Consider the following 12,140-nt stretch of genomic DNA (forward strand, 5'->3'; position numbering starts at 1 on the left):
CGAAGAGAGCGGAACCCTAGACACAATCGTTGGTTGTCGAATCCCATGCTAGCACGACGCTAGTCGAGGCCGTACCCGTGGATCTTGGTCAGTAGCGTCTTGTAGGAAATGCCGAGGCGTTCTGCGGCCGCCGACTTGTTCCACTTGCATTCGCGCAGCGTGGCTTCGATCTTCGCCTTCTCGATGGTGCGGCTGGCTTGCGCGGAAACCTCGGGCAGGGAACCGCCCATATCGATTGAGTGTTCTCCGAGCGACACGGCTGCGGCGCTGCGGAGATTGGCGGAGAGCCCAAGGTCGGCAGCTGTGACTTCGGTATCGTGCAGGATTGCCGCACGTTCAATGGTGTTCTGTAGCTCACGAACGTTTCCTGGCCAAAGATGCGCACGCAACGCTGCCAGAGCATCCGGAGCCAGAGATAGCCGAGGCTTCTTCAACTCCTGACGGAAGTGGGCAAGAAAATGTTCCGCAATGAGGATGACGTCTTCGCCACGCTCTCGCAGGGGCGGAATGCGAATTGGGAACACTGCGAGTCGATAGTAAAGATCGCGACGGAACGCTCCAGCTTCGACTGCCTGCTCCAGTTCACGATTGGTCGCCGCGACCACCCTCACATCCAATTGCAAAGGCATGGTCGAGCCGAGCCGTTCTACGACGTGCTCTTCCAGAACTCGCAACAACTTCGATTGCAGATTCAGCGGCAGCTCGCCGATCTCATCCAAAAAGATCGTGCCGCGATTCGCCATTTCGAATTTTCCAGACTTCCGAGTGTTCGCACCGGTGAACGCGCCTTTTTCGTGCCCGAAGAGCTCGTTCTCGATGAGACCTTCCGGCATCGCCGCACAGTTGAGGGCCACGAACGGCTGCGTGCTGCGAATACTGAGTTGGTGGATCGCACGCGCAAAGAGCTCTTTCCCTGTCCCACTTTCTCCAAGCAGCAATACGGTCGAATCCGACCCGGCGATGCGTTGCATTTCGCGGGCCGAGTTCTGCATCGTCGGGTGCTCACCGATAATGCGCGGGAAGCCCATTTTGCGCGCATATTCCTCGCGCAGCACGACATTGTCGCGCATCAATCGCTGTCGCTCGACGGCGCGCTCAAGAAGCAATTTGAGATGGGTGAGATCAATCGGCTTCTGGATAAAGTCGAATGCTCCGGCGCGCATGGCTTCGACCGCATCGGCGATCGTGCCGAACGCCGTCATGACGACCACTGGAACCATGGGATCGGAATCGAGCGCTGCGGAGAGAACATCCATACCGCTGCCACCGGGCAGCTTGAGATCGGTGAGCACAGCGGAAAAGCGCTGCTTCGCTAAATCCACGAGCGCTTCGTTCACGTTCGCTGAGGGCAGAACGGCGTAGCCCATCCGCTGCAGAGCGGTGGTGAGCATCTCGCGCAAGTCAGCTTTGTCTTCTACGAGGAGAATGCAATCCATAAAGTCAAAAACCCTCGAACGACGTCAGGTCGCGCGAGGGTCTGTTCAAGTTCAGAGCTTTCTCAGTCGTACGCTTTGTTGGCGCCGGCCTTGTGCGCCTTGTCCTGCATATCGGTGAGCTTTGTCTGCTCATCCGAAATCTGCTGTTTTAAAGTGTCGAGCTTTTCGCGGGAGGCCTTGTCCTTGTCGAGGAAATCTTTCTGGTCGCGGAGCTTGTTGCCGGCATCGGCGTAGTAAGTCGTTTGTGCAAGCTTCAGTTCGCGCTCGTTCAGATCGTACTCACGCTGAAGGTCGGCAATCCTCTGCTTCTGAGCGTCGAGTTTGCCTTTCCATTCTTCGTCGATCTTCTTTTGCTCATCAACAGTATCGGGCTTCTTCGCGTCCTTCGAATCGGCCTTGGCGTCCTTACCGGCAGCGGCATCCTTACCGGTATCGGCAGTGGCCGCGGTCGCGTCGGTTGCAGCCGCATCTGAGGACGTAGCTGTATCCGCAGTCGGCGGACGGTCCGGGAAGTCGTCGTTGGTCCATACCTTGTGGGCCTTGTCGGTGGACTTCTGCTGGCGGGCAACATCGCCCAGGCTCTGCGATTGAGTTTGCTGCTGGGCAGAGACACATACGGATGTGGCCAGCGCGAGCAACGCAAGTGGCACAAGTTTCTTCATAACGCACTTCCCCCTTCGAGGAACAACGCACGGTTGGTTAGATTGCAAGCTGGACGGTATTTTATCCCGTTTGCGCTGTTACGCAACGAGTTAATAGGTGGCTTCGGTAATACGTCTTATGCCGGATTAGGGCTTACTTTGGGTTTGCGGTGGCGGGCTTTTCTGCTGCAGGTTTTTGTAAAGGCAGACTTAAGGTGAATACCGCACCTTCGAGGTCGTTGCCCGCGCGAATGGAACCCCCGTGTTCGGTCACGATCCGATGTACCAGCGCTAAGCCCAGCCCTGTTCCCTGTGGCTTGGTGGTGAAGAAGGGGATGAAGATGTTCTTCAGGGCCTCTTCCGGAATGCCCGTTCCGTTGTCGTGGAGACTTAACTCCACGCTTGTGTCGGTCGCCGATGCTCGTACCGTGACGCGGACCGGAGTGTTGTTCCGTGCTGCTTCGGCGGCATTTCGCAAGAGATTACTGAAGACCTGCCGCAGCGCCGTGCGGTCGCCATTCACAACGAGCCGGTCAGGAAAGTTCTGGAACTCCAGCGTGACCTTCGTCTCTCGCGCGCAGTCTTCCAGCACTGGGCGCAGTTCGATCGGTTCGCGCTTGAGCTGTTGCGGCCGTGCGAAATTCAGGAAGTCTGTTACCACGCTGGTAAGGTTCTCAGTCGTGCCCTGGATGCGGGTTGCAAACTCGCTGACGGTTTCATCGGGCTCGCCTTTGAGCATCTGTGCGTAGCCAGAGATTGTCGCCAACGAATTCTTGAACTCATGCGCAATACCGGCCGACATCTCGCCCAGCGACGCAAGGTTCTCGCGCACGCGCATCTGTCGCGCCAGGCTGCTGATCTGGGTGCGATCGGTGATCAAACAAGTCGAGCCAAGAAAAGCGCCGACACTCGATCGGATTGGCGAGACGGTAATCGCGAGCACCTTCTCCACGCCACCCGGCGTGCGGTAGTCCACCTCAAACCTCGTGGTCTGGTTGTGCTGCGGTGCGTCGGTAATGGCGCGCAGGAACGACGACACCTCGACTGCGGTCTGGCCGGTTTCGGTGCGCACTGCATGCACTCCTTTCATCAGGTCGCGCGTGTGAAGACCGGTGGGTGATGCGTACCCGAGGATCTCGCGCGCTGCGGGATTCGCCTGCTGCACAATGCCTGCCGGATTGAATACGACGACTCCGCTGCCGAGGTTGGTCAGCACTGCCACGCTCAGGCTCTCGGAGGCCGATGCACGGCTGCTGGCCGCTTCGCGCAGGCTCTTGAGTTCCTGCTCCTGCTCTTTGAGTCTGGAGATGACGCCCTGGTAGGTGTGGAAGGCGAACCCGCTGCTTTCGCGACCGGCAGGCCGGCTGCTCATATCTACGTCCTGCAGCATCATTTGCTTGAGATAGCGAAACGCCAGGGCTCCGACGGCGATGATCACAACGCTCCCCAGGAGCATCATGAAGAACTTGAAGAACGTCGGATTGGCAACAAGGTTCACGGCGTGCCTAACCACCAATGGTAGATATACCGGCTGAAATACACCGCGACCAGCGCCATGGCGCCAAGGGAAACGCCAAAGGGCATTGGCAGGTAGCGGTAGGCAACAAACGCTGCCTTGCGAGCGCGGCTAGCGCCTTGCGCCGGTCCGAGCTTTTTCACGTACCTGCCGCGGCGCTGTAGATAGACGATTCCAATCGTCGCCAGCCCGATAACCGATCCCATGATCGATGCTGTGAAAATCACGATCAACGTCGTGGCCGCGCCAAGGTACGCGCCGACCATCGCCATGAGCTTCACGTCGCCAAAGCCCATTCCCTCATAGCCGCGCGCGAGCTTCCACAATGCGCCTACGCCCCAGATGAAGCCTCCGCCCACGATCGCGCCGGTGACGGAGCTGATCACTGAAATCCAAAGCACCTGATGTCCATGTGGAATCGGAAACGGTACAAATTCCAGGAAAAGCATGACCACCAGGTCCTGCATGGGTACCAAAACGCTAAAAATCAGTCCAATCACTAGGCCCGGCAGGGTCATCTTGTCGGGCAGGAGTTGAGTCTCGGCATCCGTGAAGATGAGGCCGAGTAGCAGATAAGCGAGAATGGCGTACTTCAGGAATCTAAGCAGATACGGCAGCAGGAGTACTTTGAAGACAGTGCCGTCGATCATCATGCTGGGCCCGAGTTTTGGCCCATATTCCAGGTAGCACGCCAGCACCAGCAGCCCACAGACCAGCTCCACGATGGCATAGCGGGGCGTGATCGGAGTCTTGCAGTTGCGGCACTTGCCGCCAAGGATGATCCAGCTCAGGACGGGAATATTGTCGTAAGCAGCGATAGGTTTATGGCAGTTGGGACAAGCAGAACGTGGCGTGACTACGGATAATCCGCGCGGCAGCCGGTAAATGCAGACATTCAAAAAGCTGCCGAAGACTAGGCCGAAGAGAAAGGCGAATGTCGCGAAGAGAATGTCCACGAACGGTGGCACGTCCTGTCGATAGGGGTTTACAAAAGTGCCTCGATTATAAGGCACCGTAAGGCCTTCGCCCCGAAGAGGGAACTCATTAGAATATGAATGTGAAATACCTTTGGTTTGCACTTCTGGCACTGGCATTTTCAGGCGCCATCTGGGCGCAGGACGACGCCAAGGCGCCGCAGAACCAGGCCCCGCCTCGCTCCGATATCGAAAGCTCCAGCAACGACACGCGAATCGATACCTCACCTCCTAAGGACGATGCGACCAACCATCCTGACAGCAATGTGGATGACGTCCTCGAATTCCACCCTTTCGATCCCCACAAGGCGATGAAAGATATCGAGGTCGGCGACTATTACTTCAAGCGCGAGAACTATCGCGGAGCGCTGAACCGCTACCAGGAAGCGCTGATTTATAAACCGAATGACGCTGAAGCGACACTCCGCGTGGCACGCACGCAAGAAAAGCTAAAGGAGGTCGAAGATGCGCGCGACAATTACGCCGCGTATCTCAAGATCATTCATGAAGGTAAAGACGCCGATGAGGCCCGCAAGGCGATCGAACGCCTCACCAAAGAGATCGGCGAAGGGCCGAAGACTGATTCTCCGAAGCAATAAGAAAGGCTGGCGCGAAGCCAGCCTTATGAGATCTGAAGCCTAACTTACGCCGCGCGGTTCTGGTCGCGCAGTCGTTTCACCTGATCATGCGTATTCACAATCCGGTCATATTGGCGGCGCACAATCAGTTGGGCTGCACTGGGCAGGCTCGCCTGTAAAGCCTCGCCGTATGTCTTCTTGGCGTAGTCTTCACCTTGTTCCAGCCAGTCGAGAATCGTCTGGTCGCCCCCGCCCAGAGCGGTCTTGATATCCACCCAGGCGCGATGCAGCGCACCCGCTGTCGAGCCCTCGATTTTCTCGTCTTTGCCCTCGGCACGAAGCTCCGGTTCCAGCTCGCGCGCAAATTCGGCACGCTCTGCGCTTACGCGTTGGGCCATGGTGCGAAGCTCGGGGCTCTTAAAGTGTTCGGCTGCCTCGCGGAACCCCTTCTCGCCATCTCGCGCCGTTTCGATGACCTTCTTCAGCACACTCACTGGTTTGTCGTTATCCATGTATACCTCCATCTAGTTCGGATGCGGATTGCGACACCCCGAGAGCTGCTGTAAAAGCAACAGCCCAGCCTCTTGCGAAGCTGGGCCGCAGCGCTCAACTTGCGCCTTACTTCTTTTCTTTCACATCCACAGAGACGGAGGTGTTCTCCCACTCCAGTTTCAGCTTGGCTGCGTCTCCGCCGGCTTGATCGAGGGAGATGGTGAACTGCTCGACCGGAGCGCTGGTTTTCGCGGAAACGAGGTTGATTCGTGCGAGGTCCTGCTTCTCGTCGTAAACCGTGCCCCATTGCTTGGTCTGCTTGTTGATGATCAGTTTCCACGCCATCTCGCCGGGCAACGTATAAACCGTGTACGCGCCCTTCGGAACGGTGGTCCCGCCAATCACGAGGTCGGTGTCGGTAGTAAGCGAAGTCGCTTCATTGGCGCCCGTGCGCCACACCTTCCCGTAGGGAACCAGTTCGCCCATGATCTTGCGACCTTTCATGGAAGGGCGACCGTAGTCGATGGTGACTTTGTGGCCATCCGCAAAGCTAACGCTTGCAGTTCCCGGAGGGCTGGGCCGGGAAGCTTTGTCCTGTGCAACAACGAACCCGGTGACGAGCAGTACAAACAACAACGGCCGGTACAGATTGCGCATTACTTCCTCCAATGATCGAAACGGAATCATCCACCTGCAGGCCAATATTATTGCCCTTCGCGGGAGATAAGTACAATCGAGGCATGAGTGTTTTCGACGACCACAAGCAAGAACTGGATCACTACGAGACGATGATGGGAGCTGCGCGAGGACGACTTGCGGTGAGCCTCGATCTGCTCACCGACGCGCTGGCGCTGGTCGGGCAGCACGGCGTTTATTGTCAGAGTGCGCGCCAGGCCGGTAAGCCGGCGATGGACATCCAGGCAATCATGAAGGGCATTACAGACGCGAAGCAACTGATGCAGAGCGCGATGGAAGAGATGAAGTCGAAGTAGTTAGCCGGCGGTGGCAGGCGCGTCCGTTCCGGCTGCCTCGAAAATCTTTTTCCAAAGCTCGTTGTGGCCAGTTGTGCCTTTCGCTGAAAACGGGACAACCTCCTCCACCAGTAATTCTTCTTTGAGCTTGAGAAGATTGTTTCGCAACTGATTCCCGGAAACACGATCGATCTTCGTTCCCACCACAACGAATGGGCGACCCACGTGGCGCAGCCAGTTCAGCAGTTCAAGGTCTTTTTTCTGAGGTGGAACGCTGACGTCCACGATTGATACGCAAAGCGCGAGCGTGGGTCGCTCATGCAAATACGGATCAATGAATTTCGGCCACTCCGCCGTAAGTTCCTTGGGAACGCGAGCGTAACCGTAGCCAGGCAGGTCGGCGAAAATCCAGTCTGGGCGAGGCTTTCCGGGTCTGCGGATCTCGAAGAAATTGATCGTCTGGGTGCGGCCCGGAGTGGAACTGGTTTTGGCGATCTTTGATCCCACAATCGCGTTTATCAGGCTCGACTTGCCAACATTGGAGCGTCCAAGAAACGCAATCTCCGGCGCGCCCGCGGCAGGGAATTGCCGGGCGTCAGCAGCCGATAGCATGAAGCGTGTCAGGACCCTCAACGTATCTCCCTCAACTTACTTTGTACCAGAGAACAAATCCAAAGCCGAGGTAACTTCTGTAAGGATTGCTGTGCGCATTGCCGGTTCGAGGTCCGGTGCCCACTGTGAAGAATGCAATGAAGGCAACGGATCTCCGGTTTTCTGCGCCTCCGCAAATTTTTCCGGGGGCACGGCGCCAATGAGCATCAGGACGCTGGGAACGCCTGCGGCATTTCCGAATGCACCGAAGTCTTCCGACACCATGCGCCGTTGATCCGTGAGAATGTTGTTCTTTGCCAACACCGGCGTCAACACGCTGGCAAGGCGCGCCGCCAGTGCCGGGTCGTTGGTAGTGAAGCGCAACGCCTCGCTTGCCTCGATTTTCGGTTCCTGAGGCGCACCCGCCGCCGCCGCTTCCGCTTTGGTGATCCGCGTAATCGACTCCAGGATGTGCTTATGGACCTCGGGCTTGAATGCTCGCACGGTCAGCAGCATTTCCACTTTGTCGGGGATGATGTTGTTTTTGGTGCCACCGTGGATCGCACCAACCGTCACCACCGCCGGATCCAGCGGACTGAGTTCGCGGGAGACGATCGTCTGCAAGCTAAGGATGGTTCTCGCGGCAATAACAATCGGATCCACCGTAGTTTGCGGCTGAGCGCCATGCCCGCCTCTGCCGTAGATCGTGATCTTCACCGAGGCAGCAGCGGCAAATACCGGGCCGCCGGTGACATCGACCTGACCTGCCGGCATCGCGGAGTCATCGTGTACGGCGATGGAGTAATCGGGCTTGGGAAAACGCGTAAGCAACCCATCCTTGATCATTGCGTCGGCACCCGCGCCAATCTCTTCGGCCGGCTGTCCGATCATCAGCAGCGTGCCGTGCCACAGCGATTTGTTCTGGCTCAGCAGTGTCGCTGTTCCGAGCCAACTTGCCATGTGAAGATCGTGTCCGCAAGCATGCATCACCGACACTTCCTGCCCGCTGGCGTTCTTCGTCTTCACTTTGCTGGCGTAGGGAAGTCCCGTCTGTTCTTCCACGGGCAATGCATCGAGCTCCGTCCGGATCAGCACGACCGGGCCGTCGCCATTCTTGAGCACGCCGACTACGCCAGTTCCACCCACATGTTCCGTGACTTCAAAGCCAAGCTTGCGGAGTCCCGCAGCCAGCTTGGCTGCCGTATTTTCCTCGTGAAGAGAAAGCTCCGGGGATTGATGAAGGTCAATGTAGAAAGCGCGCAGCTGTGGTAGCAACTGGTCGACTTTCGCTTTTAAATCTGCAGGAGGATTGGCCCCAAAAAACGGGACGGAAGAAAGACATAACAGGACGACGGCCCAGAAAGCCTTCATGCAAAACACTATAGCTGATACGAATTCAGCTTAGCTAGCTTCCACTTGGCGGCAGGTTCTCGCAGTACTTCACGCAGCGCCAGTCGTACATCTTCACCGCAATGTGATTGTCCGGTTGCGTCGAATCCACCGGCGCAGACGCTTTTTGTAACCGGGCCTTCTTCGATGGCGGTTCCGGTACTGAATCTTCCCGCGCGTCTGTTAACAGAAGGTAACGCTTCGTGGAATCGGTCGAACAGTTCAAGTCGGCGTCTTTGGCGTTCGCCCCTCCGCACGGCAATCCTGCGAAGTCCACCTGCATGATCGTCGAAGTGTAGTGTCCGTAGGTATCGGGCGTTACAAATCCGAACGAGACGGGCTCGCTGGCATGGACCTCAATCCGAAATTTCGGCGGGACGTTTCGATACGAGAAGGCGTGATAGCCGCTTGGCTTCAGTTCGACGCTCTCCGTGCCGATGTTGTACCAGCCCATCTCCGGCTTTTTCGATTTGGCATCGAACTGGAAATAGAGCACGATGCCGCCAATTACGACCGCTACCACCGTCACGATCAGCAGGACCAGGGACTGCCGATCCTTCGGTTCCTCTTCCTGATACAGGTCCATGACACACTCCTGCGGGGGAAGGCCTCACTGTATGCCAGAAGCTACTCTGGTGCAACCGTACGGAAGGACGTGACCCACCCCAGCCCTGTAGATTGTTATACTTAAAGGTTCCCATCCAGAAAACCTGCCTCCCAAATTTCGCATCCATTACTGACTGATGTACGTGCAATCAAATCTAGTTTCCATGAATCGTTGGGCCATGGAAGAGAGACCGATCCTGATCGTCGAAGACAATCCGCGCGAACGCGAACTCATTGCTTCCGCCTTAATCGGCTATGAGCTGAGCGGCAATGTCATGAGCATGAGTTGCGGCGCCGAGTTGTTGGATTACATCGCTCGCCGCGGTTCATACCACAGCCGCAGGACGGTGCCATCACTCGTCATCCTCGACCTTGATCTTGAGGACATGCACGGTCTTGAGTTGCTAAGGGCCATCCGTCACGACCGCGAGATGGGTGCCGTGCCGGTTGTCATCTTCTCAGGGTCCGACAGCGCTCTCGACGCCGCCGTGGCTCGTGAACTTCGGGCAGACGGCTTCGTCGTCAAGCCCACCGACTTCCACGATCTTCAAACCACCGTCCGCAGCCTGGCGGTGTTCTGGGCCTCGCAGGTTCGCAAAACCGCCCCAACAGGGACAAGCAACAATGACTAGCAAGAGACGGTCAATTCTTTGTGTGGATGATGAGGAACGCGACCTCCAACTACAGCGCGCCACCTTCGAAGACGCCGGTTTTCATGTGGCTGTCGCCCGCGACCTCGCACAAGTGAACCACGCCCTCAAGCAGCATGACGTTGAGGCCGTCGTGCTCGACTACCGCCTGCTCAACGCGGATCCCATCCACGTGGCCATTTCCGTGCGCAAACAGTTTCCGCGGATGCCCATCGTGATTCTCTCCGGCTACGTGGAAGACATTCCCGAGTACTTCAAGCGCGCAGTAGACGCCTGCATGACCAAGCACGAAGACCGGGAACACTGGGTCAATACGTTGTACGCGCAACTCGGCAGCCAGTACGGCGCCGGCGCGAATGGCGACTAGCGCGGCACTTCGCGTAACCGTCCGGTCTCAACCTCGAACACGAAACCGCGAATCTTGACGCGCCCCTTCAGCCAGGTATGAGCGTAGAGCTGTTCTATTTGCTCACGGACGTTCGCGTTCACATCGTGGAAGGCGTGGAACTTCACCGAGGCATTCGCCGGTTTACCTGCCTCGGTCGATATCTTGTGGTGAAGGTCCGACTCGCTGGCTTTCATTAATCCGCAGTCAGTGTGGTTGATGACCATGATCTCGTTCGTCCCCAAGAGGTAATGCGAAACCACCAGCGATCGGATCGCATCGTCCGTCGCGATGCCACCGGCGTTGCGGATCATGTGCGCATCTCCTACTTTCAATCCCAATGCGGGGAGAGAGATGCGCGTATCCATGCAGGTGAGAACCGCCAGCGCCATGCGCGGGTGCGGCGATACTTCGCGGGGATCGTAGTGCAGGGAATTCTTGTGGTTTGCTTCCAGAACGCGATTGATAGCGGACACGACGCACTCCCCACTCAGATTGAGTACCAGAGTAAAGCAGTTGTGTCTGCATGACAAAGCGGCAGCCGTAGCTGCCGCCTTGAGGGAACTGCTGAGGCTATTGGATTGGAATATCGTTGGAAGTTGCGGGTGCGGACTGGTTGTACCGAATCACGCCACCGGCATTGGAATAGAAGTAGCGTTGTCCGCTGCTGCCGGGGTTCACCGGGTTCGCGTTGACGGCGTAGTCCGTGTTCGGCGTGCTCGCCGATGCCGAGATCACGAACGAATATCCAGCTTTCTTCCCGGACGACAGCACATTATCTAACAGACACGAGTTTGCTGAAGTCGCCGCACCAGGCGACGAACAATCCGTGGCACCTGGCCCGAGAGCGGCCATCGTCGTGGCGTAGCCGGCGGTCGGATACGTGGCGTTGTAAGCGATCTGCGCGGTATTGATTGACCGAACCGAACTCACGGCAGAGGCCTCATTGGCCGCCATGCGGGAGCGCAATAAATTCGGGATCGCAATCGCTGCGATGATCAGGATGATCGCAACGACGATCAGAAGTTCGATGAGCGAGAAACCCTTTTGCTTGCTCAAAGCGTGGTCCTCCATACAGATTCTAGGAGGGAGCGGGACGAACCGATTCGAGTGAATCGAGTGTATCGCATTCCTCACTTTTGTCGAGCCCTTCTTCTGTGGATGATTCCGGTTCTGGCCGCTCTTTAGTAATCGTTTTTTTCGGACTTGTTTACGTTAAAAACCTGCGCAGCCGCAGAATGCTAATACAAACGACTGAAACAATTGGATTTAATTAGTCTCGATTGTTGGGTCAAAGAGCGGCCCGAGCAATTTCCGTCTCAACTGATCCTCAGTTGTGAATGTACCAACGTAACGTTCGCGCATCGTTTGTTTCGTTTACGACACTTCATCGCGATTCAAAACCAGGTGCGGATTCGTTTCCGATGCGTCGCTCAATAGCCCTTCCGGCAGCGATCCGCCGTTGTACTCCAGCATCCGGTTCTTCCACTTCAGGAAGTCGGTGATCGATTGTGGTTCGATCCGCACCTCCACTCGTCGAAGGCTGGCGAGCAGCAGGTTCATCTCTTTCATCATCCCGGCAGGCGTGCGCAGGTCTTTGCGCGGCGGCTTCACCGACAGCACCACTTCGCGGCGGCTGTATTCCAGGAGTCCCCATTCTTTTGGAAGTTCCTCGTGCTTGATGATGCCGGCGGGAGCCATATAGAAGCGCTCGCATCCCAGGCCTAGCTCCGGCCTCAAACGAAACTCTTTTTTTCCATCGGCGAGGAAGTCCGCACGACTTACCTTGCACTCCACGACCACTGAGCGGCACTGGCCTTTCCATCCAATCGCGTCCGGTACTTCGCCCGTCGCGCAGTACTGTTCCGAGAGAATGATCCCGCAACGGTAGTGTCGCCGCAGCCATTCCAC

General features: G+C 57.1%; 16 protein-coding genes. 4 read left to right on the top strand and 12 right to left on the bottom strand.

Features of this window, described 5'->3' with window-relative positions; all coding sequences use genetic code 11:
- Nucleotides 1-59: 59 nt before the first annotated feature.
- The 4 genes from ACID345_RS08155 to ACID345_RS08170 all read right to left on the bottom strand — a co-directional run bounded on the left by ACID345_RS08155 (nucleotide 60) and on the right by ACID345_RS08170 (nucleotide 4,606).
- Nucleotides 60-1,436 carry a sigma-54-dependent transcriptional regulator gene (locus tag ACID345_RS08155; protein WP_011522392.1) on the bottom strand — a complete coding sequence of 459 codons (1,377 nt, stop codon included), beginning with the start codon at nucleotides 1,434-1,436 and terminating at the stop codon, nucleotides 60-62.
- A gap of 62 nt (nucleotides 1,437-1,498) precedes the next feature.
- Nucleotides 1,499-2,098 carry a hypothetical protein gene (locus ACID345_RS08160; protein WP_011522393.1) on the bottom strand — a complete coding sequence of 200 codons (600 nt, stop codon included), beginning with the start codon at nucleotides 2,096-2,098 and terminating at the stop codon, nucleotides 1,499-1,501.
- Between the two features lie 133 nt (nucleotides 2,099-2,231).
- Nucleotides 2,232-3,575, bottom strand: a complete 1,344-nt coding sequence (locus ACID345_RS08165) for a two-component system sensor histidine kinase NtrB (RefSeq protein WP_011522394.1) — start codon at nucleotides 3,573-3,575, stop codon at nucleotides 2,232-2,234.
- A complete protein-coding gene (locus ACID345_RS08170) occupies nucleotides 3,572-4,606 on the bottom strand; it encodes a prepilin peptidase (RefSeq protein WP_187148966.1) in 1,035 nt (344 codons plus the stop codon). The genes ACID345_RS08165 and ACID345_RS08170 overlap by 4 nt, the downstream gene beginning before the upstream one ends.
- A gap of 44 nt (nucleotides 4,607-4,650) precedes the next feature.
- On the opposite strand from ACID345_RS08170, the gene ACID345_RS08175 reads away from it, so the two are divergent.
- Nucleotides 4,651-5,166, top strand: a complete 516-nt coding sequence (locus ACID345_RS08175; protein WP_187148967.1) for a tetratricopeptide repeat protein — start codon at nucleotides 4,651-4,653, stop codon at nucleotides 5,164-5,166.
- A gap of 44 nt (nucleotides 5,167-5,210) precedes the next feature.
- On the opposite strand, the gene ACID345_RS08180 is transcribed toward ACID345_RS08175, so the two are convergent.
- Both ACID345_RS08180 and ACID345_RS08185 read right to left on the bottom strand, forming a co-directional pair.
- Entirely contained in the window at nucleotides 5,211-5,657 is a 447-nt protein-coding gene (locus ACID345_RS08180; RefSeq protein ID WP_011522397.1) for a ferritin-like domain-containing protein, read from the bottom strand.
- Between the two features lie 106 nt (nucleotides 5,658-5,763).
- Entirely contained in the window at nucleotides 5,764-6,294 is a 531-nt protein-coding gene (locus tag ACID345_RS08185; RefSeq protein ID WP_011522398.1) for a DUF2911 domain-containing protein, read from the bottom strand.
- Between the two features lie 83 nt (nucleotides 6,295-6,377).
- On the opposite strand from ACID345_RS08185, the gene ACID345_RS08190 reads away from it, so the two are divergent.
- Nucleotides 6,378-6,629: a hypothetical protein gene (locus tag ACID345_RS08190; RefSeq protein ID WP_041855544.1), complete on the top strand. Its 252-nt coding sequence runs from the start codon at nucleotides 6,378-6,380 to the stop codon at nucleotides 6,627-6,629.
- Here the strand turns inward: ACID345_RS08190 and yihA are convergent, their stop codons facing one another.
- The 3 genes from yihA to ACID345_RS08205 are packed head-to-tail and all read right to left on the bottom strand — an operon-like array spanning nucleotide 6,630 to nucleotide 9,174.
- Nucleotides 6,630-7,241 (bottom strand): ribosome biogenesis GTP-binding protein YihA/YsxC, encoded by a 612-nt coding sequence (gene yihA / locus ACID345_RS08195; protein ID WP_011522400.1) that lies wholly within the window; start codon nucleotides 7,239-7,241, stop codon nucleotides 6,630-6,632. It lies immediately after the preceding gene.
- Nucleotides 7,242-7,256: 15 nt separating this feature from the next.
- Nucleotides 7,257-8,570, bottom strand: a complete 1,314-nt coding sequence (locus ACID345_RS08200) for an amidohydrolase (RefSeq protein ID WP_011522401.1) — start codon at nucleotides 8,568-8,570, stop codon at nucleotides 7,257-7,259.
- Between the two features lie 34 nt (nucleotides 8,571-8,604).
- On the bottom strand, nucleotides 8,605-9,174 hold the full coding sequence (locus tag ACID345_RS08205) for a hypothetical protein (protein ID WP_011522402.1): 570 nt from the start codon (nucleotides 9,172-9,174) through the stop codon (nucleotides 8,605-8,607).
- Nucleotides 9,175-9,358: 184 nt separating this feature from the next.
- On the opposite strand from ACID345_RS08205, the gene ACID345_RS08210 reads away from it, so the two are divergent.
- Both ACID345_RS08210 and ACID345_RS08215 read left to right on the top strand, forming a co-directional pair.
- Nucleotides 9,359-9,826 (top strand): response regulator, encoded by a 468-nt coding sequence (locus ACID345_RS08210; protein WP_187148968.1) that lies wholly within the window; start codon nucleotides 9,359-9,361, stop codon nucleotides 9,824-9,826.
- Nucleotides 9,819-10,211, top strand: coding sequence for a response regulator (locus tag ACID345_RS08215; protein WP_011522404.1), 393 nt, complete (start codon nucleotides 9,819-9,821; stop codon nucleotides 10,209-10,211). Before ACID345_RS08210 ends, ACID345_RS08215 begins: the two co-directional genes overlap by 8 nt.
- On the opposite strand, the gene ACID345_RS08220 is transcribed toward ACID345_RS08215, so the two are convergent.
- From ACID345_RS08220 to ACID345_RS25290, 3 genes are all read right to left on the bottom strand, one after another.
- On the bottom strand, nucleotides 10,208-10,705 hold the full coding sequence (locus tag ACID345_RS08220) for a beta-class carbonic anhydrase (protein ID WP_011522405.1): 498 nt from the start codon (nucleotides 10,703-10,705) through the stop codon (nucleotides 10,208-10,210). The genes ACID345_RS08215 and ACID345_RS08220 overlap by 4 nt on opposite strands.
- Before the next feature lie 97 nt (nucleotides 10,706-10,802).
- Nucleotides 10,803-11,288: a prepilin-type N-terminal cleavage/methylation domain-containing protein gene (locus ACID345_RS08225; protein ID WP_049761824.1), complete on the bottom strand. Its 486-nt coding sequence runs from the start codon at nucleotides 11,286-11,288 to the stop codon at nucleotides 10,803-10,805.
- A gap of 318 nt (nucleotides 11,289-11,606) precedes the next feature.
- Nucleotides 11,607-12,140: a hypothetical protein gene (locus ACID345_RS25290; protein WP_049761825.1), complete on the bottom strand. Its 534-nt coding sequence runs from the start codon at nucleotides 12,138-12,140 to the stop codon at nucleotides 11,607-11,609.

The organism is Candidatus Koribacter versatilis Ellin345 (assembly GCF_000014005.1).
Classification (GTDB): domain Bacteria; phylum Acidobacteriota; class Terriglobia; order Terriglobales; family Acidobacteriaceae; genus Korobacter; species Korobacter versatilis_A.

Excerpts from the sequence above, each read along its gene's own strand:
- ACID345_RS08155 (WP_011522392.1), bottom strand. The coding sequence starts at position 1,436 with ATGGATTGCATTCTCCTCGTAGAAGACAAAGCTGACTTGCGCGAGATG.
- ACID345_RS08160 (WP_011522393.1), bottom strand. The coding sequence starts at position 2,098 with ATGAAGAAACTTGTGCCACTTGCGTTGCTCGCGCTGGCCACATCCGTA.
- ACID345_RS08180 (WP_011522397.1), bottom strand. The coding sequence starts at position 5,657 with ATGGATAACGACAAACCAGTGAGTGTGCTGAAGAAGGTCATCGAAACG.
- ACID345_RS08185 (WP_011522398.1), bottom strand. The coding sequence starts at position 6,294 with ATGCGCAATCTGTACCGGCCGTTGTTGTTTGTACTGCTCGTCACCGGG.
- ACID345_RS08190 (WP_041855544.1), top strand. The coding sequence starts at position 6,378 with ATGAGTGTTTTCGACGACCACAAGCAAGAACTGGATCACTACGAGACG.
- ACID345_RS08200 (WP_011522401.1), bottom strand. The coding sequence starts at position 8,570 with ATGAAGGCTTTCTGGGCCGTCGTCCTGTTATGTCTTTCTTCCGTCCCG.
- ACID345_RS08205 (WP_011522402.1), bottom strand. The coding sequence starts at position 9,174 with ATGGACCTGTATCAGGAAGAGGAACCGAAGGATCGGCAGTCCCTGGTC.
- ACID345_RS08210 (WP_187148968.1), top strand. The coding sequence starts at position 9,359 with ATGAATCGTTGGGCCATGGAAGAGAGACCGATCCTGATCGTCGAAGAC.
- ACID345_RS08215 (WP_011522404.1), top strand. The coding sequence starts at position 9,819 with ATGACTAGCAAGAGACGGTCAATTCTTTGTGTGGATGATGAGGAACGC.